Consider the following 22,143-nt stretch of genomic DNA (forward strand, 5'->3'; position numbering starts at 1 on the left):
ACGGCGCACCCCCGGGGGGTTCGGCGGGCGGTAGCTGTTCCCGGCGGGCGCGCAGGAATGCGCCCAGCTCGCTCGTGCGAAAGTCATCCATGACCTTTCCCATGATGGCAGGCCGACATCACTGGACGTCACCGTGCCATGTGCGCCTCGAGCCAGTCGAGGATCAGCTGGGGGCGTCGCTGGAATTCCAGGTAGCCGTCCCAGCGCCGGGTGGTGCCCTCCACCCAGTGCAGTGTCTTGTCCTCGGTGTGCAACCCCGAGAACATCGTCTCGATGTCGTGTGGCTCGGTCAGTGAATCGTCGTGGACGGCGTACAAGTAGGTGGGAACGGTGACGTGCTTCGCCCATGTGGCATCGGGGCGCGCTGCGAACGGGACTGAGGTGCCGAGCGTCACGCGGTGGTCCAGATCGGGTAGGTGTGCCCTGCCCACGCCGACGATGTCCAGGAGACGGCCCATGATGATCACGTCGGAGACCGGTTGGCAGGCGACGAGGCAACGCACCTCGTCGAAGGCGCCGGGATCGGAGCGCATGGCCGCGAACGTCGAGTTCGCTCCGAGGCAGCGGCTGAACAGCGCCGTGCGCATCGTCGCAGTGTCCGGTCGGCTGCGGGCGTAGCGCAGGGAACCGAGGACGTCGCGCGCCTCGAACAGGCCGCTGGTGACGGCTCCGCCGTTCGCCGATCCGCTGAGTCCGAAGTTGCGCAGGTCGTAGGTGAGCACGTTGTAGCCGGCGTCGTGGAGGATCGCGTAGTCGGGGATGAAGTTGACGTCCATCTTGTTCCCGCTGGGGCCCCACATCGACTGCCACGGTTCCAGGTGCGTTGGCTGCCCGGCGCGGCTGAACCCCATGGGGTGGTTCAGGATGATTAGGTCGTCGCCCTCTGCCGGGATGAACCATCCTTCGAGAGGCACGCCGTCGGCGGAAGGAAAGGAGACGTCCTCGTAGTCGAGACCGCGGTCCGCCGGGGTCCACAACACCGGCGAACGAAGCGGATCGACGAACGACCGCGCGATGCTGTCGAGGATCTTCTCGGCCGCCGGACCCGATACCGGCTCGTGGCGTTCGGGAGTGGGGGTTTCTGTCATCGGGCGGCCCCCGTGGGGGCCAGATCCATCAGGGCTTTCCCCGTGGCGAAGTCGATCGGCCAGGAGACGTGGTCGTGAATCATCAGCCACTGGCCGTCGATCAGCCGGAAGCAGTTGGTCGTGCGCACCCAGGAGTCCATCGGCCGGCCGTACATCGTGCCCGTCATGCGAACGGCACAGCGGGCGATCGCGAGCTCGCCCTGCGCGTAAACCAGCAGATCTGCGACATCGAGGCTCAGGGGGCCGTCGAAAGCGGCGTAGAACTCCTCCCAGTTGCGGCGCCACATCTCACCCCCGCCGAATTCGAACGGTGGCATGAGGTCGAAGGCGGTGAAGCCTTCAGGAGCATAGAACGACATGATCGCATCGACGTCCTTCGAGACGAACGCGTCCCGCCAAGCGAAGACCTGTGCGCGCACCTGGTCTTCGAGGGATTGTGTCATCGTGTCCACGTCAGACATATCCATTCCTCTCCGGCTCGTGTCCCGAGCCCGCATGACCATGCTCGGCAGTGGCACGCGCCGGAGCCAGCCCGGAATCATGGGGGTATGGAAAATGCCACCCTGTGCGTCCGCAACGGCACCGCGGTTTGGCATTGCGATGAACACTGTGAGCGGCGTCGAGGGCTGACTCCCTCGGAATCGGCAGTGCGCCGCCTCCTGGCCCGCGTCGACAGCGACGCGCTGGACCGAGCTGTGGGCCGCTGGCTCGCCGACCACCGCCCCGCGCAACCCGGGACTCCTGGGCTGCGTGGCCTGGCCGTGGATGGCAAGAGCCTGCGTGGCGCGGCCCAGGCGAAGGGCCGCAGGATCCACCTGCTCGCCGCCCTCGACCACACCACCGGCCTGGTCCTGGCCCAATTGGACGTCGGCGAGAAGACCGGCGAGACCACGTGCTTCCAGCCGCTGCTGGACACCCTCACCGACCTCGCCGACTCGGTCGTCACCAGCGACGCACTGCACACCCAACGCGAGCACGCCGCCTACCTCCTGGGTCGGCGGGCCCACTACATCGTGATCGTCAAGCGCAGCCAGAGGAACCTGCGCCAGCAGCTCGAAGACCTCCCCTGAAAGGACATCCCGCTCCAAGGCCGCATTGTCGATCACCTCGCTCCAGCCCGCGGTGATCGGGACACTGGCCGGCAACACCGCGGCGCCCCTCTGCGCGTATCTCCTGCTGCGCAGGGTGGGGTTCCGGACGGACCTCAGCCGCTTGCGGGACGGCGTCGCGCTGGTGCGGCCGCCGCCATCTTCGCCGCCGCCAGCTTGATGGCCTCACGGACGCGGAAGTACGTCCCGCAGCGGCAGACGTTGTCGATCGCGTCGATATCGGCGTCGGTGGGGTTGCTGGTCCTCTTCAGCAGGGCGACGGCGGCCATGATCTGGCCGGGCTGGCAGTAACCGCACTGGGGGACGTCCTGCTCCAGCCAGGCCTCCTGGACAGGATGGAGACGCTCTCCGTCGGCGAGGCCCTCGATGGTCGTGACCTGGCGTCCGGCGCGGCCTCGGAGACAGGGACCACGCACGGGTTGACGGCTTCGCCGTCCAGATGGCTGGTGCAGGCCTTGCAGACGTCGATGCCGCAGCCGTACTTGGGCCCGCGGATGCCGAGCAGATCGCGCAGGACCCACAGCAGAGGCAGGTCGGCGGGGGCGTCGACGGTCACGGAGGTGCCGTTCACGGTGAAGGTGTGCTGGGGCATGCGGGCGCTCCTGCGCGGTGTGGGGCCGGGCCTGTGGTGGGGGCCTCAGCGCGGGAAGGGTTCGAAGTCGACGGGGAAGTGGACGGGGAAACTGCGAGGACGGGTGCCGGTGGCCCGGGCGTACGCGTTCGCGATGGCGCCGACCGCGGCCGGGACGCCCAGCTCACCCGCCCCGCCCGGTTCGCCGTGCGCGGGCATGACGATGACCTGCACGTCGGTCGGCGAATTCCGCTGCCGCGCATAGTGGAACTGCGAGTAACTCCCCTCCAGGGGCAGCCCTTTGTCGATGTGCAGTCCGGCGGTCAGCGTCGTGGAGATCGCGTCCGTCAGCCCGCCGAGCATCTGCGCCTCGAGGCCGCGCGGGTTGATCGGCCGCCCGACGTCCACGGCGATCACCGCTCTCGTCACGCGCGGGGACTCCGGGTCCCGGGCGTCGATCTCGACCAGACAGGCCGTGCGCGACTTGTACTCGGCGTGGAAGCCGATGCCCTGGGCGAACCCGTCCGCCATCGCACGGCCCCAGTCCCCGGCCGAGGCGGCCCGGCCCAGCACCGCCCGGTCTTCGTCGGTCTTGAGGAACCTGCGCCTGAACGCCACCGGGTCCTGCCCCAGTTCCGCCGCCAGCTCGTCGACGACGACCTCCTCCGCGCCGCGGGTGTTCGCCGAGTACACCGAGCGCCAGGACGCGGTCGGCATCCGCAGCGGGACCTCGGCGAGGGTCTGGCTCGTGAGCCCGAAGTCGTACGGCGAGTGGACCGTGGTGGAGAACAGCGTCTGGGCGAAGGCCTGGTTGCCGCCCGGCAGATGCGCCCCCGACGCGGTGAGGATCTCCCCGAGCCCGTGCCGGAAGTCCGTCTCCACGGCCGCGACCCGGTGCCGGAAGCTGAGCACCTGGCCCGTGGAGCCCGTTGTGTAGGTGGCCCGGATCCGGTGGTGGCTGGCCGGGCGCATACGGCCGTGGCGCATGTCGTCGATGCGGGACCACATCAACCTGACGGGCCGCCCGCTCGCCTTGGACACCAGCGCCGCCTCCAGCGCCGCGTCGAAGAACAGCCGACGGCCGAACGACCCACCGCCCTGCACCACATGCACCGTGACCTTGTCCTGCGGCAGACCGACGGCGGCGGCGATGGTCTGCTGGGCGACGACGGGCGACTTCAGCCCGGCCCAGACGGTCGCCCGGTCGGACCGTACGTCGGCGACGGCGGAGTTCGTCTCCATCGGTGCGTGACTGACGAACGCGAAGTCGAACTCGGCGTCCAGCCGCTTGGTGAGCAGCGGCGGCAGGACGAACGGCGGTGCGGCGGCCCGTAGCTCGGCGCGGATGTCGGTGTCGGAAAGGCCGTCGACCGTCCCGCCGTGCCAGGTGACGTCGAGCACGTCCTTCGCGTCGAGTGCCTGGCCGAAGGTCTCGGCGACGACGGCGACACCCGTGGGGACGACGACCACATCGACGACGCCCGGCATCGCACGTACGGTGGCCTCGTTCCTGACCGCATCCACCGTTCCGCCCAGAGTCGGCGGCCGTCGCACCATCGCCGGGAGCGCGCCCGGGACATCCAGGTCGAGCGTGTACCGCATCCGGCCGGTGACCATCGCGCGGCTGTCGATCCGCGAGGTCGGCGTCCCGACGAGCGCGTGCTCGGACTCGGGCTTGGGGGAGAGACCGGGAACGGCGCCGCTCTCACTCGCCGCCGCGGCCACGGACAGCGAGGCGTACGAGGCCGTACGACCGCCCGACCCATGGACGACGCCGTCGCGGGTGACCAGCCCGTCCACCGGCACCTCCCACCGTCTCGCCGCAGCCCCGACCATACGGGCCCGGGCCGCGGCCGCTGTCCGGCGGACCGGGTCGTAGAGCGACCGGATCGAGTTCGAGCTGCCGGTGAGCTGGTTGAACAGCAACTCGGGCCGTGCGTCGTCGAGATGAACCGTGACGGCGGCAAGGGGCACGTCCATCTCCTCGGCCACCAGCATCGCGACAGCGGTCGTCAGGCCCTGGCCGACCTCCTCTCGTGGCAGCCGGAAGTGGACCGCGCCCTCCTCGTCCACGGTCAGCACCAGCAGATGAGCCGTGGGCAGACCGGCAAGGATCAACAGATCCCCGAGGTCGACCGCTTCGGCGAGCGAAGGAGGCGTCGGCGCGGTGGGAGCGGCAGCCGCGGCTGTGGCGGGAGCGAGGCCGGTGGCCACGGTCAGGGTGGGGGCGGCGACCAGGTAAGTGAGGAGCGTACGTCGGCCCAGAGCGGCCTTCGGAGTCGGCTTGTCGGCACCGCCCGTGGTCTCCGCCATCGCGTGATCTCCCTTGTCCGCGCGTAGCAGACAGTTTGTTGTGAGCACGCAGATCCGGGCAACGCGGGAACCGTGAAGGGTTGGTCGCGGTCGTGCGACCGATCACAGTGCTCCGGGTGCGCCACGCGAGTGTTATGGCTAGCCGGATATACCGGATGCGTCCACGATGCTGCCGAACGCCGCCGCGAGGCTTGTGCCCAGCGCCTTGACGACCACCCGGTTGTTGGACGTGTTCGCCATAACCGTAAAGCTGTGGCTGCCGTCGCCCGTGGCGAAGGCGTGGACGGAGTAGCCCCGCGCGGTGCCGGTGCGGCCGTAGGCCGAGGGCCCGATGCAGTCGGCCAGCCAGCGCGAAACCGGCGTTCACTCCGACCACGCCGATCGGGCCGCCCGGGCCGCCCGGGCCGCTGTCGGGTTCCACCGACGCAGGACGGGAGACGGCGGACCGCCACCCCGGTCCGGGCAGCACACGGCGGCGTTCGGGTTTGAAGCCGGGCACCGTGGCCGTGAACATCTCGTCCGTGCGGTCGTGGAGGCCGTCGGAGTGGCTGAGCACCTGCCGCACCGTCACCTTGCGGTCTGCCAGGGGCTCGGACAGGTAGGTGCGCACAGGGGCGTCCAGGTCGAGGCCTTCGTCCACGAGTTGCATGACGAGCACGCTGACGAACAGCTTCGCCACACCCCCGATGTGGAACCGCAGTTCCGGCCGCATCCGCGCACCCGACTCCGTGTCGCTCACCTCCACGGCGTACGTGTGCGGGCCGTCAGGGTGTCCAGGCTGACCAGCGCGCCGGGCGCGCCCGCGGCGACGGCGCGCCGGAGCGCCTTGCACACACCGACGGGGATCTCCCGCACCTGCGCAGACGAGGCGTCGTCCTCCGGCGTACCAAGCCCATGTCCAGGCTCATGCCCGAGCCCAGGTGAGCCCTTCTCCGAGGCACGGGCGGTCCTGTCGTGAATGGTCGTCATGCACTCGCTCCCTGCGCATACGAAGGACGCCCTGCCGACCACGTCCAGGTCACGCGGCCGACAGGGCCGGACGGCCGCCGCCAGGCACGAGGGGGACCTGAGCGCCGCCCCTGCCGTCCCCACGTCAGGAGCGCCCATACGGTTCATTCCCGATCACATACACCCCCCTGGAGCGCCGAGTTGAACTGTTTCTCTCTTGCGTTCGTTGTGGTGCGCAGGGGTCGCTGTGACGCCCTGCCGTGTGACCGCCCGAGTCCCTCGGCGGACTCGGATCAAGGCCACGCGAACGGCAACGTCAGGAAGGAATGGGCATGAGCCTGGGTGAAGAAGAACAGGAGGCTGCCGGGGAGACGCCCTGGCCGTCCTCCCCCCCCATCGCCGTGGTCATATCCGACGACGGCTCCGCCGCCATCGACGGTGTACCCGTACCGGTGGTGGCAGGAGAGTCGGTCGACACCGCGATCCTCGACACGCTGCTGCGGCCATCACCGACCCGTCCGAGGGTTACGTGGCGATCGTCGAGGTCGCGCCCGACGGCTCCAGCAAGCTTCTGGAGCAGCATCAGGAGGAGTCGACCGGTCATACGAACACCCGTGCCGCAGCGGGTCGCCGCCCGGTCCCCGGTCGACTGGGGAGGTGCGGCCTCATGAATGACCTCGCGAATCCGAAAGGTTTGGATGTGATGTCCCCCACCCTGCCTCTACATATAGAGCTTCTTCCATCCGAGGCCAGTTCGGAAACGACCCTGATGAGGCAGATAGCGGATCTGGTGAACCGGGTTTACGCAGTTGCCGAGGACGGGCAGTGGCTTCCAGGCGCAACACGTACCAGCATGGAGGAAATCACCGAACTGACCCGCGCCCGCCAGATCGTTGTAGCCAGGACCGGCGGCACCCTCGTGGGATCCATTCGCGTGCAGCTCCTGGACCCTGAAACGGGGGAATCGGGAATGCTGGTCGCCGACCCCGATTACAGGAACATGGGAATTGGCCGCGAGCTGCGAAGATTCGCCGTGGACATGCTCCGCAAGCGAGGAGCGAAGGCCCTGCAGATCGAGCTCCTGGTGCCCCGTGACTGGAGTCAGGAATCTAAGCAGTTCATGGCGGAGTGGAACGAAAGGGCAGGGTATCGGGTGATCCGCAAGGGGGCCTTTGAAGAGCAATATCCCGACCTCGCGCCACTGCTGGCCACTCCGTGCGACTTCATCATCTACGAGAAAACCATCCGGAATCCATGAAATTCGGAACGCATGGTTCCGTACGGATTGTCGTGTGCTCACGACGCCGGCCCTTGGTCCGCTGCCGCAGGGCCGGTGTGCAGTCCAGTTCTGCGGGGCTCTTGTCGGCCGCGTCGCACGGCCCAGGGTGTCTCGCGGCGCCATGAGTGACGCTGTTGTGGTGGCATATGAGCGACGGTGTCGGACGGGGTGTCATGCCGTCGGCCGAGCGGAAGTACCTGGTGTAGTAGCGGAAGCCCGCCTCCGCCCGCTCCTCGTGCGGTGTGGCACCGATGCCGGCCAGCATCGCGGCCACCTGCGAGTGGCGGCCGGACGCGTCGACCACGAGGTCCGCCTCCACCTGCTCACCGCCCCGGATCAGCACACCCGTCACGTGCGGGGGCCCCGCAGTCCGGGCCCTCCCGGTGAGCAGTCCGGTGACCTGTGCCTCGCGTCGCACGGTGATGCCCGGAGTCCGCTCCGCCTCGGCCAGCAGGGCCGCCTCCAGCACCGGCCGCCGGGCAGCCACGGTTTCGAAACGGTCGTCGCCCGGCCGCGGGCCGCCGGTCTCTCCCACGTCCCAGGCCCCGGATATCTGGTTGTGCCGGCTTCCTCCCAGGTCGATGAGGCGTTCCACCGCCGCGGGGAACTCGGCCGCCAGCAGGTGGTAGCCGCCCGGCAGAAGCAGGTGGGCCTGCGGAAACTGGTGGACGCCGGGCCGCTTCCAGCCGCTCCGTATCACCGCGGCCCCGCCCTTCGGCGGGGAGGGATCACGGTCGAGCACCGTGACCCGATGTCCGTCCACGGCCAGCATCATCGCCGTCATCAGGCCCGTCGGGCCAGCGCCCAGCACTAACGTGTGCACCATTGAGCGTTCTCTTTCCCTGCGTCGGTCGGTGCCCTGGGCTCCAGAGCTGTTCACTTCGCAGACCCGTTGGCTGGTCGGTGCCGCTCATACGGCGGCTACTTCGCGTCGGCGTGACACAGGAACCGTTGACGTGGCACAGGGACCGTCGACGTGACGTGTGGACAGCAGCCAAAGGAGCCGTGCACCACGGCATGACGACCACCCCCCACGGACGGGACGACAAGCCCCGGGTGAGCCCGCGTTTGTGCATGAGCCGACCACGCCGCGCTCGTTGACCTGAATGAGCAGCCCGGCCCCCGAAGGAAGGTCATGATCCCGGCCGTCCGGGCCGGGATCGAATAGGTGCGTGCGAGTCCCTCTCCGCACGACCAGGACTCGGGGGACCACGGCCCAACACCCCTGTCCATAACAGTGATCACCCCCGCGCGGGCCCTCACAGCACACGCTGGGCCGGGGTGTTGTGTGCCTTGACAGCCCCAGCCCTCATAGGTGCACAAACAGCGACGTGGGGCAGTCAGAGGCTGTACTCGTGGCACTCAACCATGACCGTGTCCATTGCTGCTCGCACGCACCACCGCCACCAACTCCCTCGACCGCGCCGCGCCGATACGCAATTCCCTGCGCAGCGACTCAGCCGAGACGGGCCGCTGATGCAACTCCCGGTGCCGAGCGTCCACTTGCCGGGCGCGCGCAAGGAGGGGATCACCGACTCCGGCACGTTCGTCCTCGAGTGGCTCCGCAACCGCTCGCTCGGTCTGATCGCCAGAGTGGTGGGCAAGAAGTGCCACCGGCGGCCACCCCGCCACCAGGACCGGCTTCCACGCCAGGGCGGGCGCCGCGGCCATGTTGGCTGCGAGGGAGACAGCGATCCCCAGCAGAAAGGCCAGCCGCACCACGTACCGCGTGCGCCGGTCGCGCACGGTTGGCCGCTTCAGGACACCGGCCGTCGCCAACAGCAGCAAACCGTCAACCGAAAGCGGCCACAGAGATGCACTGACGCGATCTGCCCCGCCCTGCAGCGCGAACTCACGCTGATGGACATACGAGGCATACGCGGCCACCCCCGCGACCACCAGGGCTCCCGTACGCCGAACCCACATCTCCAGATCGGCTCCGAGCCGTCCGACGGGCCGCCTCACCGCCCCACTCCCCCCCGCGCCGTAGGGCAAAAACTCCCCTCAACGACAAGCTGCCCCGCTGAAACCCCCAGCTCACCCCGCCATCCTTCTGCTACGCGCCCCGCCCAGGACTCGAACCTGCGGCCAAGCCTCGCCATCGCCCGGTCCCGCCCGCGCCCACCGACAGCCGGCCGCCAGGCTGGCTGCATCGCGCGCCACGTGGCCGTCCCGCCCGGCGAACCCCGCCACCCGGCCGTCGGGCCGGGGTTCGACGTTCTGGCGTTACGTCACGACACGGGTTCAGCCGCCGCCCGCCGAGCCCGGAATGCACCGCGATCCAGCACCCCTTCAGCTGACACGCCATCAGGAATATCCAGCACCGATCCAGCACGGGAAACGCAGCGGGGCCAGACCACAAACGGCCCGACCCCGCTTGACCTGCATGTTTGCCAGATCAAAAACGATCTGCTACCGCAGGCACTAAACGTTGAAGCGGAACTCCACAACGTCATCGCCATCAATCGAAGCGGTCTTCGACAGACGCACGGCGGCCGTCACTTGCACTGAATCTCCGTTTTCGCAGGGGTACAGCTCGATCAGGCCTCGGTCGCGGCTCATCCCGGGACCCGAGCCTGCGGTCCATGCCCTACCTCCTGAGCTAAACCACCGCCCGACGGAGCCATGCGCGGCGACCCGTGTGCACCACGTACGAGCAGCGCCAGCCGACTCCGCCCTCCACCTCACCGAGGTCGCCCGCCTGACCAGCCGGCCAAGCCAGCCCCAGACCATAGCCCCTCGCTTCTTCGCCCCGCCCCGAGACCAGCCACCTACGGCGCACAACGGCTGCCTACCGCTCCTTGCCCTCGGCCATGGGGACACATACGACGGGGCGCACCCCCGACGCCACCCCTCCGACCTGCACAGACACCTACGAGAGCGTTCAAGACCTCGATGCGTTGTCCACCTGGTCCGGGAGCCCTCGCAGTCAAGGGGACATTTACTGGAGGGCAAAGAGGACGTTTCCCACGACCCCACTTGAGCGGATGGGAGCAGCTCGCCCCCTTGACCGGAAAAAGCTGGGAGCAGCAGGCCCCGGCGGTGGGAGCAACCGGACCTCGACCGGATCGGGCGACCCGCGGTCAACCACCGATTGACGCCGCCCGGATCGCTTGGGAGCGATGGGAGCACGGGGAGCGGACGAGGGCTCCCAATCCGCGCCCGAACACGCATCAGGGGCCACCCGAAGATGGCCCCTGAACTGTGACAACGCGGAATTCCGCTGTCGGGACGACAGGATTTGAACCTGCGACCCCTTGACCCCCAGTCAAGTGCGCTACCAAGCTGCGCCACGTCCCGATGCCCGTTGTGACCTGGGGTTTCCCTGATCGAACGTGCAGGGAAACAATACCGCACTCCGACCGGTGATCGCGCACGCCTTTACGCCGAGCGACTCCGCTTGACCTCAATCTTGCTTGAGGTTGCACGATCGTCGGTATGACCAAGACAGCGGAACGGCGATACACATACGAGGACCTGTCCGGGCTGCTGAGCCTGATGAGCGGGGACGAGAAGCACGGACCCGCGGCCACGTCCACCCTCGACGCGCTCTGGGTGCTCTACGACCGGGTCCTGCGGGTCACGCCGGGGCGAATGGACGATCCCGAGCGGGACCGGTTCCTGCTTTCCAAGGGGCACGGGCCGATGGCGTACTACGCGGTGCTCGCCGCCAAGGGCTTCGTACCGGTGGAGTGGCTGCCGGGGTTCGGCTCGTACGACTCGCCCCTCGGTCACCATCCGGACCGGGTGCTGGTGCCGGGCGCCGAGATCGGCAGCGGTTCGCTCGGGCACGGGCTGCCGATCGCGGTCGGGACGGCGCTGGGGCTGCGGGCCCAAGGGCTGCACGAGCCCGCCGTGTGGGTGCTGGTCGGGGACGCCGAGCTGGACGAGGGCAGCAACCACGAGGCGATCGCGTACGCCGGCCCTGCCGGGCTCGACCGGCTGCACACCGTGGTGATCGACAACTCCTCCGCCAGCTATGCCCGGCCGGGTGGGATCGCCGCGCGGTTCGAGGCCGCGGGCTGGTCCGTCGAGAGCGTCGACGGGCGGGACCACGAGGCGTTGTACGAAGCGTTCACCGCGCCGCATCCCGGATGGCCGCGGGTGGTCATCGCCCGGGTCGAGCCCAAGTCTGCCTGAGAACTGGATCCCTCAGGCAGTACCACCGGATCCCTCAACCACCACCACAGAAGGGAAGTTCCGACATGGACACCATGCGTGACCGCTTCGCCCCCGTAGTCTCACGGCTGCTCGACGAGGATCCGCGCGTCGCGGTGGTTCTCGCCGAGATCGGGATGGCCGATTTCAAGGAGGCCCGGATCCGGCACCCGGACCGGGTGATCAACGTCGGCATCCGTGAGCAACTGCTGGTCGGAGCCAGTGCCGGCCTGGCACTGACCGGGCTGCGACCCGTGGTGCACACCTTCGCCAGCTTCCTGGTCGAGCGGCCCTTCGAGCAGGTCAAGCTGGATCTCGGGCACCAGGGCGTGGGCGCGGTGCTGGTCAGCGCCGCCGCCTCCTTCGACTGGCCCGCGGGCGGGTACACCCATATGGCACCCGGCGATGTGGCGCTGCTCGACACACTCGACGGCTGGACCGTACACGTCCCCGGCCACCCGGACGAGGCGGAGACGCTGCTGCGGCACGCGGTCGCGGCGGGCGACGACAAGGTGTACGTACGGCTGTCGGTGCAGTCCAACGCGGAGGCCCTGCCGGTCGACGGGTCGCGATTTCTGACCGTCCGCGAGGGGCGCGCCGGTGTCGTCCTCGCCGTCGGGCCGATGCTCGACGCGGTGCTCGCGGCCACCGAGGGGCTCGACGTCACCGTGTTGTACGCGACGACGGTACGGCCCTTCGACGCGGCCGGCCTGCGCCGCGCCACGGAGACGGCCGGCACCGATGTCGTCCTTGTCGAGCCGTACCTGGCGGGCACGTCGACCTCCGCCGTCAACGACGCCCTCGCGGACCTCCCGCACCGGGTACTCGGCCTCGGCGTCGGCCGCCGTGAGCTGCGCCGCTACGGCCGGATCGACGAGCACGTGGCCGCACACGGGCTGGACGCGGGTTCCCTGCGGGAGCGGATCAGACAGTTCCTGGGGGCCGGGGTACGGGTGGGGTTGTGATCGGCAGCGACAACCCCCTCAGTCGGCTGCCGGAAGGCCCAACTCCGGGTAGGAGTCGAGAAGTCGGGACGGAGCGGCCTGGCGCCAGGAGTCCGCGAGGATGTCCCGCAGTTCGCCGTCGTCCTCCAGTGCGGCGAGCCGGACACGCACCCAGGCGAAGCCCGCCTCATGGTCGGCGATCCAGAACTTCCCTGGCTCCGCCAGAACGAGTTCGTCGCGCTCCTCCTTCGGGCAGCGCACGGCGATGGACGTCTCGTCCTCGGGCAGCGTGGCGAACATCTTCCCCGCGACCCGGAAGGTGGGCATGCTCCACGCGATCTTCTCCGTCGTGTCCGGCAGGGAGAGGGCGATACGGCGTACGTCTTCGGCATCCGGCATGGCAAGCACCGTAGCCAATCCCACTGACAATCACCTGCTCAGCCAAGGTCACCGCTTCTGCCCGATGTCAACGAGGTGCACAGGCCGAGCGGTTGCCACAGTCGAACACCGCTCAATTGATCTATCCGCGCCATCCAGCCGTATCCCTCCTCGGAACCCCGAAAGCGACCGCCGACCCGAGGAGTCAGGACTCTTACATGCCCGCACCGCATCTGGCCCTGCCACCCACTGACCGCGTCCTCTCGCCGCTCACCGGTTGGACGCGGGCGCACTGGGAGGCGCTCGCCGACCGGCAGTTGGAGGCGCTGGTTCCCTATGCGACGCCGGGCCTGGCGCAGTATCGGCTGCCCGGCAGAACCTCCTGGTCGGGTGTGGTGTCGGACGGTCTTGAAGGTTTCGCACGGTCATTTCTGCTGGCCTCTTTCCGGATCGCGGGAGCGCGCGGCGAGGTGGATCCCCGTCTCATAGAACGGTACGCGCGGGGTCTGACAACGGGCACGGACCGCGACAGCGGCGAAGCCTGGCCCGAACTCACCGACTGCTCCCAGCAGATGGCCGAGGCCGCCCTGATCGCCGTCGGACTGCACGAGAGCCGCCCCTGGATCTGGGACCGCCTGGACGGCGAGGTGCGGGAGCGGGTCGTGGACTGGCTGTGGGGTTTCGTCGGCCGCCGTACCTGGGACGACCACTGGCGGCTGTACCAGGTGGTGGCCGAGCAGTTCCTGGCCTCGGTCGGCGCTCCGTACCGGCAGGACGACATCGACGCCGGGCTCGACCGCATCGAGGACTGGTACGTCGGCGACGGCTGGTACAGCGACGGCGAGGGGCGCGCCTTCGACTACTACAACGGCTGGGCCATGCACCTGTACCCGCTGCTGTGGTCTCGGATGACGGGCGGCGAGGGCGGTGGCCGCGGCCGGGTCTACCGCGACCGGCTCGCCCAATTCCTGGCCGTCTACCCGCAGTTCTTCGGTGCGGACGGCGCGCCGGTGCTCCAGGGCCGCTCCCTGACGTACCGTTTCGCCACCACGGCCCCGGTGTGGCTGGGCGCCCTCGCGGGCTGCACTCCGCTGGCGCCGGGGCTCACGCGCCGGCTGGCCTCCGGCGCGGTGAGCCACTTCGTGGAGCGCGGGGTGCCCGACGAACGGGGACTGCTGCCGCTCGGCTGGTACGGCACGTTCCTGCCGATGACGCAGCCGTACTCGGGGCCCGCGTCACCGTACTGGGCGAGCAAAGGTTTCCTCGGGCTGCTGCTGCCCGCGGACCACCCGGTGTGGACGGAGCGTGAACTGCCGCTCCCCGTCGAGGAGTCGGACCAGTACACCGCGCTTCCGGCGCCCGGCTGGTTGCTGCACGGCACAAAGCACGACGGCATCGTCCGCCTCGTCAACCACGGCAGCGACCACAACTCCCCCGACCGGGCCCCCGAGGACGACCCGCACTACGCGAAGTTCGGGTACTCCTCGGCCACCGCTCCCGAGGCGGGCGCGCATGCCTGGGAGCGCACGGTGGACGGACACATCGCACTCCTCGCCCCGGACGGCACCGCCTCCCGCCGACGCCTGATTCTTCCGCTGCACTGCTCCGGGCGTACGGCGTCCTCCCGCTATCACGCTCAACTGCCGGGCAGCGACGCCGAGTTCCCGATCGAGACGACGAGTGTGCTGCGCGGCCCGTGGGAGATCCGCGTACACCGGGTGCAGGCGCCGGCCGGTGTGGCGGTGCGGGAGGGCGGTTACGCGGTCGCCGCGGAGGCCCGGCCCACGGCGGAGCGGGGCTCGGGCTGGGCGCTGGCACGGACCGCGGACGGGCTGACCAGTGCGGTCGTCGCGCTGCACGGCTGGGACGAGGACGCGGGCATCGCACGCGCGGTGGAGGCCAACGCCCTGGGCCCGCATTCGGCGACCCCGTACGTGCGGTGTGCGGCCGGTCGTCCGGGAGGCCGCGGTGTGTACGTCACGCTGCTCGCGCTGACGCGGGACGCGGTACATCCCCAAGTGCTGCGGGAGTCGGTGTCCTGCGCGGTGGAAGAGCACGAAGTCCGGATCACTTTCCCCGAAGGGGACACCGTTTCCGTTTGAAGGCCCCTCCTACTGAAGGCCCCCGAGGCCTGAACGCCCCTCAGAACCCGCCGCTCTCCCGCAACTCGATCTGCTCGACGAATTCCGCCGCCATCGCCTTGATGGTCTCCAGGCCCGCCATCCCCCAGGGCCTCGGCTCGACATCCTCGACGCACACCGTGCCGAGCACGAAGCCCGTGCGGTCGATGAGCGGGGCGCCCAGATAGGAGCGGATGCCGATCTCGTCGACGACCGGATTCCCGGCGAACCGCGGATAGTCGCGGACGTCCTCCAGGGCCAGCGCCTTCCCCCGGACCACCACATGGGGGCAGAAGCCGTGGTCGCGGGCCATGTGGCGACCGAAGCGATACTCCGTACCGTCCGCGGCGGCGATCACGGCCGACCGCTCACGCGAGCCCGTGCCCCAGCCGGTGCCCATGCTGTCCGGAGTGTGCAGGCCCGCGAAGAACTGCCCGTTCTCGTCGATGAAGTTGACCATCGCGTACGGCGCCGCGGCGATCTCCGCGAGCCGGTCCGCGAAGGCGTCGAAGGCCGGCTCGGCCCGCTCCCCCAGACCGAGCCGGCGTAGCCGCCGCGTACGGGCGGGGGCGTCCTTGTCCTCGGGGGTGAGCAGCAGCCGACCGGCCGGGCGCGGCGGGTCGTACCTCATGTGCGGGCTCCGTAACTGGGGGCGCGCGTGGGCGCGTGGGCGATCAGATGGCGGACGAGGGTCAGCAGGGTCTGCACCCCTGAGCTGGAGATCCGCGCGTCGCAGCGCACGATGGGGATCTCCGGGTCGAGGTCGATGGCCGCCCGCACCTCCTCCGGGTCGTAGCGGTGGGCGCCGTCGAACTCGTTGACGGCGACGATGAATCCCAGGCCGCGCTGCTCGAAGAAGTCGACGGCGGCGAAACACTCCTCCAGGCGGCGGGTGTCGGCGAGGATGACCGCGCCGAGCGCGCCCTCGCAGAGCTCGTCCCACATGAACCAGAACCGCTCCTGTCCGGGCGTACCGAACAGGTACAGCACATGTTCCGGATCGAGCGTGATGCGCCCGAAGTCCATCGCGACGGTCGTCTCGACCTTGTTCTCGATGCCGTCGAGGTTGTCGGTCGAGGCGCTGACCGTGGTGAGTAACTCCTCCGTACTCAGCGGCGCGATCTCGCTCACCGCGCCGACAAGGGTGGTCTTTCCTACCCCGAACCCTCCCGCCACCAGGATCTTCAGTGCGGTGGGGAAGGGGTCAGAGCTGTCGTCGTAGTCCATCGAGCACTGCCTCCAGAAGGGACCGGTCAGTGGGGTTGTGGGGGAAGGCCGGGGGCTTCGTGGACAGCGCCCCGCAGTCGACGAGGTCGGCCAGCAGCACCTTGGTGACCGCCGCCGGCAGCTTCAGATGTGCGGCCACCTCGGCGACCGAGACGGGCACCCGGCACAGTTCGAGCGCCTGGTTGTGCTCGGGGCCGAGGTACCCGAGCGGGGTGGCTCCGGTGGCCCGCATCTGCGACAGAAGATCGAGCGCGGTACTGGGCCGGGTCCGGCCGTTGCTGACCGTGTAGGGCCGTACGAGGCGTCCGGCCGCGTCATCGAGCCAGGGCCCGTCCCCGGCCGCGGTCACGTTCAAGGCCTCATCGCCGAGGGCTCGGCGGGGGACTGCCCGACGGGGGACTGCCTGGGTGCGGTCATCAGATACGGGCGGACGCTCTTGACCAGCATCGCCATCTCGTATCCGAGCACGGCCGCGTCGGCCTCGCGTCCGGCGAGCACGGCGAGACAGGTGCCGGAGCCCGCGGTGGACACGAACAGCAGGGTGGAGTCGAGTTCGACGACGACCTGGCGTACGTCACCACCGTCCCCGAAGCGGACGCCCGCGCTGCGTCCCAGGGAGTACAGCCCGGAGGCGAGGGCCGCCATGTGGTCGGCACTGTCGGGGTCGAGGCCGTGGACCGACTTCACCAAGCCGTCGCAGGAGAGCAGCACCGCGCTCCTGGTGTGTGGGACGCGCTGCACCAGGCCGCTCATCAGCCAGTCGAGATCGGATACATGGGCGGTCGGCACATCGCTCGCCATGGGGGATCGACTCCTTGAAGTACGTGCGTCTGTGGGAGCGGAGGTGTGGGTGGACGTGGAAGTGGGGGTGGCGTTGATCATCCGGCTGGTGTGCTTCCGTCGTGTCGGGCGGTGAAGTCATGAGTGGGCGCGGGCGCCGGCTCGCGCGCGGCGTGCGCCTCGGGTGATTCGTGCGTGCTCCCGGGTGCGGCGTCCCTGCGCGCCGCGTCCCGTTGCTGGGCCTCGGCGAGCCCGATGCCCCGCTGAAAGGCCGCCATCAGGCCGGGGTCGTGACCGACGAGGAACTCGGACTCCGGGCGGGGCAGGGGCCCTTCGCGCAGCTCGGGCACGATGTGCTCCTGGGCGCGCCGTCTGGGCAGTTGGGGCTTGCCCATGGTGCCGCGCACCGCACCGCCCCGCGCCGTCGGCGAGGTGAGCGTCTTCGCGATGTTCTCGATCACGATCCGCCGGTCGTCGGAGCGGATGCCGGGCACCGCCTCCGCCGGATTGGGCCGCGCCTCGGCGCCGCGCACAGGAAGCGGCACCGAACGGCCGCCGCTCACCACGGTCGTCCCGGCCGACGCGTCATCGCGCTGCTGCCGCGATGCCGCGGCCCTCTCGCCACGGTGTCCGTGCGCCGTCGTTTCCTGACGCGCAGTCGTCTCTTGACGCTGTGCATGCGATACGTCGCCGGGGACGCCCAACGCGACACCCTGCGCCGGAACGGGCGTGCCCGGGACCGCGTCACCATGAGCCGAAACGCCGGCGGGAGCCGCCGTCCCGTGCCCGGGCTTCCCCTGCACCGGCGTCCCGTGTACCGGAACACCCTGAACCGAAGTGCCGTACACGGGAACGCCATCGGCCGGCGTACCGGCCTCCGACACCACCGTCCGCGGACGCCCCGCCCCCGACTGCTCGGGTTCCGCGCCGAGGAGCCCCTGCGGCATGACGAGTACGGCCTGGATGCCGCCGTAGATATTGGTCTGCAGCCGGACCGCGATGCCGTGCCGACGCGCGAGCTGCGAGACCACGAACAGCCCGATGCGGCCGTCCTGCAGCAGGCTCGCGACGTTCACCTGGTCCGGGTCGGTGAGCAGGGTGTTCATCTTGTTCTGTTCGGCCGGCGGCATGCCGAGTCCGCGGTCCTCGACCTCGACGGCGAGCCCCGAGGTGACGAGGTTGGCGCGCAGCAGGACCTGCGTCTGCGGGGCCGAGAACACCGTGGCGTTCTCGACGAGTTCGGCCAGCAGATGGATCACGTCGGCGACGGCGTGACCGCGCACGGTGCCTTCGATCGGCGGCACGAGCTTGACCCGCGAGTACTGCTCGACCTCGGCGATGGCGGAGCGCAGCACCTCGGTCATGGAGACCGGTTTGCTCCACTGACGGCGGGAGACGGCGCCGCCGAGCACGGCGAGGTTCTCGGCGTGGCGGCGGATGCGGGTGGCGAGGTGGTCGACGTGGAAGAGACCCTTGAGCAGGTCCGGGTCCTCGATCTCGTTCTCCAGCTCGTCCAGGACCGAGATCTCGCGCTGCACGAGGGACTGAAGTCGCCGGGCCAGATTGACGAAGACCTCCACCTTCTGTTCGCTGCCCGCCTGGCTGGACAGCTGGGAGGCCTGGACGACCGCGCTGAAGGCGCCGTCGTGAGCGCGCGCGAGGTCGTCGGCGAGCAGGTCGAACTCGTCGGCGTCCGGGGCCAGTTCACCGCGCTTCCGCCGCGCGGGCGGCCCGTCGCCGCGTCGCAGGGCCTCGACCAGGCCGCGCAGTTCGGCCTGATCACGGGCGCTGGCACTGCGCAGCGTACCGACCCGCTCGCGTACGGACCTGGCCGCACGATTGGCGGCCACGGCGGCGATCACGATGCCCGCGAGGGCGACCGCGACGGCTCCGCCGAGGACGATCCACAGGGTGAGACTGGGCCTGGCCATGGTCGAGCGGACGGTGAACAGCACGGCGGCGCTGGCGCTGAGGGCCACCGCGATGGGTGGCAGGACCGCGAGACGCAGGAGCTGGGGCCGTATATGGGTCTCGGGCAGTGAGGGGGCGGTGCGGGCGACCGGTCGCCCGTGGCGCCCGCCCTCGCGGCGGTCTGCGCGTGCGGCCGGTGCGCGAAGGTGAGACATCGACGTCCTCGTACTGGATATGTCGGGGCCGTTGCGGCTCCCGCGGATCTGCGAGTCGGGCATGCGCCATCGCGGTGCCGTTCGCGCACGCCGAAAATCCGGCCCTGCGTCGCCCGGCGGCCACTCACAGTAGTCGCCAGCGCATCACACTCGGTGGGCAGTTGACAAAGTCCGGCGGGCATCGTCCCGCTCTGGTATGAGCGTTCGTACGACAGACCGATAAGCCCCTCGTACGTGCATTCCCGTGCGCGATCGGATCGATCAGACCTGGTCAGAAACGGTCAGCACAAAAAGGCGAGGGCCGAGGAGCACATTGCCCCTCGGCCCTCGCCGACCGTCCTCGCTTATGTCCCGATCACCCGGCCGGGACGGTTTCCGGCTCTCCGGTGTCCTCCGCGGTGTCACCCGGCGTATCGGCGACCGCCTTGTCGGCCGACTTCTCGACGACGGGCCAGCCGCCGACCGGTGTGAGGGCCACGCCGCGCCACCAGGGCTCGGACGGCACGGTCTCGGCCGTGGGCTCGAAGGGCTCGCCGGGGCGGGGCAGCGCGATCCGCGCACCGGCCGCGCGGGCGGCGGTGATCGTCCCCTCGCCCGGCTCGGCCCAGGGGTGCGTCGCCAGGTTGAAGGTCGCCCAGTGGATCGGCAACATCACACCGCTGGGCTTCTCGCCCTGAAGGTCCAGGTGGGCGCGCATGCCCTCCTCGGGCGTCATGTGGATATCAGGCCAGAACTCGGAATAAGCACCGATCTGGATCATCGTGGCGTCGAAGGGACCGTGCTCGGCGCCGATGTCCTTGAATCCGGCGAAGTACCCGGTGTCACCGCTGTGATAGATCCGGTACTCATCACCCGCGACGGCCCACGAGGCCCAGAGGGTGTGCTGGGTGTTGCGCAGGCCGCGCCCGCAGAAGTGGCGGGCGGGCGTGGCGGTCAGGGAGATACCGCCGACCTTCGTCGTCTCGTTCCAGTCCAGCTCGCGCAGCCGGTCCGGGGAGACGCCCCAGTGCTCCAGGTGGGCGCCGACGCCGAGGGGCACCGCGAACACCGTGTCCGTATCGGCCAGGGCCTTGATGGTGGGCAGGTCGAGGTGGTCGTAGTGATCGTGCGAGATGACGACCACGTCGACCGGGCCGAGCGCGGCCAGCGGCAGGGGCACGGGGTGCAGCCGCTTGGGCCCGGCGAAGGCGAACGGGGAGCAGCGCTCGCCCCAGACGGGGTCGAAGAGCACCCGGTGGCCGTCGATCTCGGCGAGCACGCTGGAGTGCCCCATCCACGTCAGGCGCAGTCCGTGGGCCGGGGGCCTGGCGAGGTCGGCGAGGGTCGTGGCGTGCACCGGCACCGTGCCCGCCGGGGCGCGGCGCACGCGCTCTTCCTTGCGGAAGAAGGCCTGCGCGAACTCGCGCATGGCACCGTCGGGCCGGGGGGCACCCTCCGGATTCCGGAAGACGCCGTCCGCGAAGTTCGGCGATCTGCGGATGCGCTCCATGCGCTCACCGCTCGGATCCGCGCCGAAGGCGGCGGGCCGCAGAGCACGGAGCCCGGAGCTCAGGGGACGGAAACCGGTCACGGCACCTCCAGGTGGAGTCGGTCTGACATTCCATTATGGTCGCCGCCTCTGACAGCGCCGGGTCGGGCGTATGACAGGGCGGTGTCCGCGCCGGGCACGGCGAGATCCACCACGTACGACGTCGGCCTGTACTGAAGATCCATTCAGCACGTTGACAGAGCCGCACAACCCTTTCGATACTGACTGGTTATTCAGCAACGACAGGCCCCGACCGGCACCGGGCCCACTCTGGGCACCCGGTCCCACGCTGCTCAAACGCTCCGACTCCGCTGCCTGTTCCCGGCTCCCGATTCCCCGTTCCCGAGGAGACCCCCATGACCGCCCTGGACAGCAGTCCCTTGATGACGCTCACCTGGACCGACCACGTCACCGGCCGCCAGGGGCACCTGGTCGTGGACCGACTGGTGCGCGGAGTCTCCAGCGGCGGGCTGCGGATGCGGGCGGGCTGCACGTTGGACGAGGTCACCGGCCTCGCGCGTGGCATGACCATGAAGGAGGCGTTGCACTACAACCCCGAGGGCCGCTACATCCCACTGGGCGGCGCGAAGGGCGGCATCGACTGCGATCCCCAGGACCCCGGTGCGTACGGGATTCTCGTGCGCTATCTGTGCGCCATGCGCCCGTACATCGAGAACTTCTGGACTACCGGCGAGGACCTCGGCCTCACCCAGGATGTCGTCGACCGGGCCGCCGCCGAGGCGGGACTTGTCTCGTCCATCCAGGCCGTGTACCCGCTGCTCGACGACGAGGCGACGGCTCGGCGGCGGCTGGCGGACGCCTTCGCCGTCGAGGTGGACGGCATCGGGCTCGACGAACTGGCCGGCGGCTGCGGGGTGGCCGAGTCCGTCCTCGCGGCGCTGGACCGCAGCAAACAGCCGTACGCGGGGACAAGGGTGGCCGTGCAGGGTCTGGGCACCATGGGTGGGGCCACGGCACGGTTCCTCACGCGCGCGGGACTCACGATCGTGGCGGTCGCCGACGTGAAGGGCACGATCGCCAACCCGGCGGGACTCGACGTCGAGGCGCTGCTGGCCGCCCGTGACGCGTACGGAACGGTCGACCGCTCGGCGGCACTTCGCCCGGCCGACCTCGAACTCCCGGGCGACGCCTGGCTGTCCGCCGAGGCCGAGGTGCTGGTGCCGGCGGCGGTCTCGTACGCGATCGACACCGTCAACCAGGCGCGGATCACGGCTCGTTGGATCGTCGAGGCCGCGAACATGCCCGTACTGCCCGAGGCGGAGGAACTGCTCTCCGCGCGCGGTGTCACCGTCCTGCCGGACGTCGTCGTCAACTCCGGGACCAACGCCTGGTGGTGGTGGACGCTGTTCGGCGACATCGGGGCCGACGCCGACGAGGCGTTCGCGTACACGCGACGCTCCATGCGGTCCCTTGTCGATCAGATGCTCACGCGCGCGGAGGCCGACGGCACGACACCACGGGCGGCCGCGCACGCGATCGTCGCGGACCGACTGCCGGTGATTTCCGAACGGTTCGGGTGGTATCGGTGACGCCGTATGCCTGTCCGACCCCGT

Annotated in this window: 20 protein-coding genes, 1 tRNA gene and 3 pseudogenes; 7 read left to right on the plus strand and 17 right to left on the minus strand. The window is 69.7% G+C overall.

Annotated elements, in window-relative coordinates:
• From ACYVO6_RS46270 to ACYVO6_RS46280, 3 genes are all read right to left on the minus strand, one after another.
• A partial coding sequence (locus tag ACYVO6_RS46270; RefSeq protein WP_461072683.1) for a hypothetical protein occupies positions 1 to 103 on the minus strand: 103 nt, incomplete at its 3' end.
• 25 nt (positions 104 to 128) lie between these two features.
• Positions 129 to 1,088 carry an alpha/beta hydrolase gene (locus tag ACYVO6_RS46275; RefSeq protein ID WP_461072483.1) on the minus strand — a complete coding sequence of 320 codons (960 nt, stop codon included), beginning with the start codon at positions 1,086 to 1,088 and terminating at the stop codon, positions 129 to 131.
• Complete coding sequence (locus tag ACYVO6_RS46280; protein WP_461072685.1) at positions 1,085 to 1,531, minus strand: YybH family protein; 447 nt, start codon at positions 1,529 to 1,531, stop codon at positions 1,085 to 1,087. Before ACYVO6_RS46280 ends, ACYVO6_RS46275 begins: the two co-directional genes overlap by 4 nt.
• A 105-nt stretch (positions 1,532 to 1,636) precedes the next feature.
• Between ACYVO6_RS46280 and ACYVO6_RS46285 the strand changes: the two genes are divergently transcribed.
• On the plus strand, positions 1,637 to 2,158 hold the full coding sequence (locus ACYVO6_RS46285; RefSeq protein WP_461072485.1) for an ISAs1 family transposase: 522 nt from the start codon (positions 1,637 to 1,639) through the stop codon (positions 2,156 to 2,158).
• A gap of 46 nt (positions 2,159 to 2,204) precedes the next feature.
• Positions 2,205 to 2,324, plus strand: a pseudogene (locus ACYVO6_RS46290) (MASE1 domain-containing protein); the annotation flags it as partial.
• Here the strand turns inward: ACYVO6_RS46290 and ACYVO6_RS46295 are convergent.
• From ACYVO6_RS46295 to ACYVO6_RS46310, 4 genes and pseudogenes are all read right to left on the minus strand, one after another.
• A pseudogene (locus ACYVO6_RS46295) lies at positions 2,293 to 2,789 on the minus strand ((2Fe-2S)-binding protein). The pseudogenes ACYVO6_RS46290 and ACYVO6_RS46295 sit on opposite strands and share 32 nt — an antisense overlap.
• Positions 2,790 to 2,834: 45 nt before the next feature.
• Complete coding sequence (locus ACYVO6_RS46300) at positions 2,835 to 5,081, minus strand: xanthine dehydrogenase family protein molybdopterin-binding subunit (RefSeq protein ID WP_461072487.1); 2,247 nt, start codon at positions 5,079 to 5,081, stop codon at positions 2,835 to 2,837.
• A 457-nt stretch (positions 5,082 to 5,538) separates the two neighbouring features.
• Positions 5,539 to 5,793, minus strand: a pseudogene (locus tag ACYVO6_RS46305) (serine hydrolase); the annotation flags it as partial.
• A gap of 23 nt (positions 5,794 to 5,816) precedes the next feature.
• On the minus strand, positions 5,817 to 6,050 hold the full coding sequence (locus ACYVO6_RS46310) for a hypothetical protein (RefSeq protein WP_461072489.1): 234 nt from the start codon (positions 6,048 to 6,050) through the stop codon (positions 5,817 to 5,819).
• Between the two features lie 508 nt (positions 6,051 to 6,558).
• Between ACYVO6_RS46310 and ACYVO6_RS46315 the strand changes: the two genes are divergently transcribed.
• Positions 6,559 to 7,287: a GNAT family N-acetyltransferase gene (locus tag ACYVO6_RS46315; RefSeq protein ID WP_461072491.1), complete on the plus strand. Its 729-nt coding sequence runs from the start codon at positions 6,559 to 6,561 to the stop codon at positions 7,285 to 7,287.
• Here ACYVO6_RS46315 and ACYVO6_RS46320 read toward each other — a convergent pair.
• The 3 genes from ACYVO6_RS46320 to ACYVO6_RS46330 all read right to left on the minus strand — a co-directional run bounded on the left by ACYVO6_RS46320 (position 7,256) and on the right by ACYVO6_RS46330 (position 10,608).
• Positions 7,256 to 8,134, minus strand: coding sequence for an FAD-dependent oxidoreductase (locus tag ACYVO6_RS46320; protein WP_461072493.1), 879 nt, complete (start codon positions 8,132 to 8,134; stop codon positions 7,256 to 7,258). The two genes, ACYVO6_RS46315 and ACYVO6_RS46320, sit on opposite strands and share 32 nt — an antisense overlap.
• A 536-nt stretch (positions 8,135 to 8,670) precedes the next feature.
• Positions 8,671 to 9,207, minus strand: coding sequence for a DUF2637 domain-containing protein (locus tag ACYVO6_RS46325; RefSeq protein ID WP_461072495.1), 537 nt, complete (start codon positions 9,205 to 9,207; stop codon positions 8,671 to 8,673).
• 1,327 nt (positions 9,208 to 10,534) lie between these two features.
• Positions 10,535 to 10,608, minus strand: a tRNA-Pro gene (locus tag ACYVO6_RS46330).
• Between the two features lie 138 nt (positions 10,609 to 10,746).
• Here ACYVO6_RS46330 and ACYVO6_RS46335 point away from each other — a divergent pair.
• Together ACYVO6_RS46335 and ACYVO6_RS46340 are read left to right on the plus strand one after the other, a co-directional pair.
• Positions 10,747 to 11,448 (plus strand): transketolase, encoded by a 702-nt coding sequence (locus tag ACYVO6_RS46335; protein ID WP_461072497.1) that lies wholly within the window; start codon positions 10,747 to 10,749, stop codon positions 11,446 to 11,448.
• A 65-nt stretch (positions 11,449 to 11,513) separates the two neighbouring features.
• Positions 11,514 to 12,431: a transketolase family protein gene (locus ACYVO6_RS46340; RefSeq protein ID WP_461072499.1), complete on the plus strand. Its 918-nt coding sequence runs from the start codon at positions 11,514 to 11,516 to the stop codon at positions 12,429 to 12,431.
• 18 nt (positions 12,432 to 12,449) lie between these two features.
• Here the strand turns inward: ACYVO6_RS46340 and ACYVO6_RS46345 are convergent, their stop codons facing one another.
• Positions 12,450 to 12,809, minus strand: a complete 360-nt coding sequence (locus tag ACYVO6_RS46345; RefSeq protein ID WP_461072501.1) for an MmcQ/YjbR family DNA-binding protein — start codon at positions 12,807 to 12,809, stop codon at positions 12,450 to 12,452.
• Positions 12,810 to 13,006: 197 nt separating this feature from the next.
• On the opposite strand from ACYVO6_RS46345, the gene ACYVO6_RS46350 reads away from it, so the two are divergent.
• Positions 13,007 to 14,890 (plus strand): DUF2264 domain-containing protein, encoded by a 1,884-nt coding sequence (locus ACYVO6_RS46350; RefSeq protein WP_461072503.1) that lies wholly within the window; start codon positions 13,007 to 13,009, stop codon positions 14,888 to 14,890.
• A gap of 40 nt (positions 14,891 to 14,930) precedes the next feature.
• Here the strand turns inward: ACYVO6_RS46350 and ACYVO6_RS46355 are convergent, their stop codons facing one another.
• The 6 genes from ACYVO6_RS46355 to ACYVO6_RS46380 form a co-directional block, all read right to left on the minus strand.
• A complete protein-coding gene (locus tag ACYVO6_RS46355) occupies positions 14,931 to 15,539 on the minus strand; it encodes a GAF domain-containing protein (protein WP_461072505.1) in 609 nt (202 codons plus the stop codon).
• Positions 15,536 to 16,135, minus strand: a complete 600-nt coding sequence (locus ACYVO6_RS46360) for a GTP-binding protein (RefSeq protein WP_461072507.1) — start codon at positions 16,133 to 16,135, stop codon at positions 15,536 to 15,538. Before ACYVO6_RS46360 ends, ACYVO6_RS46355 begins: the two co-directional genes overlap by 4 nt.
• Positions 16,113 to 16,484 carry a DUF742 domain-containing protein gene (locus ACYVO6_RS46365; RefSeq protein WP_033326991.1) on the minus strand — a complete coding sequence of 124 codons (372 nt, stop codon included), beginning with the start codon at positions 16,482 to 16,484 and terminating at the stop codon, positions 16,113 to 16,115. The genes ACYVO6_RS46360 and ACYVO6_RS46365 overlap by 23 nt, the downstream gene beginning before the upstream one ends.
• Positions 16,485 to 16,486: 2 nt before the next feature.
• Positions 16,487 to 16,936 (minus strand): roadblock/LC7 domain-containing protein, encoded by a 450-nt coding sequence (locus tag ACYVO6_RS46370; protein ID WP_461072509.1) that lies wholly within the window; start codon positions 16,934 to 16,936, stop codon positions 16,487 to 16,489.
• Positions 16,937 to 17,013: 77 nt separating this feature from the next.
• Entirely contained in the window at positions 17,014 to 19,041 is a 2,028-nt protein-coding gene (locus ACYVO6_RS46375; protein ID WP_461072511.1) for a sensor histidine kinase, read from the minus strand.
• A gap of 355 nt (positions 19,042 to 19,396) precedes the next feature.
• Positions 19,397 to 20,611 carry an MBL fold metallo-hydrolase gene (locus tag ACYVO6_RS46380; RefSeq protein WP_461072513.1) on the minus strand — a complete coding sequence of 405 codons (1,215 nt, stop codon included), beginning with the start codon at positions 20,609 to 20,611 and terminating at the stop codon, positions 19,397 to 19,399.
• 314 nt (positions 20,612 to 20,925) lie between these two features.
• Between ACYVO6_RS46380 and ACYVO6_RS46385 the strand changes: the two genes are divergently transcribed.
• Entirely contained in the window at positions 20,926 to 22,119 is a 1,194-nt protein-coding gene (locus ACYVO6_RS46385; protein ID WP_461072515.1) for a glutamate dehydrogenase, read from the plus strand.
• The last annotated feature ends 24 nt before the right edge of the window (positions 22,120 to 22,143 follow it).

Source organism: Streptomyces pseudoechinosporeus, assembly GCF_054783935.1.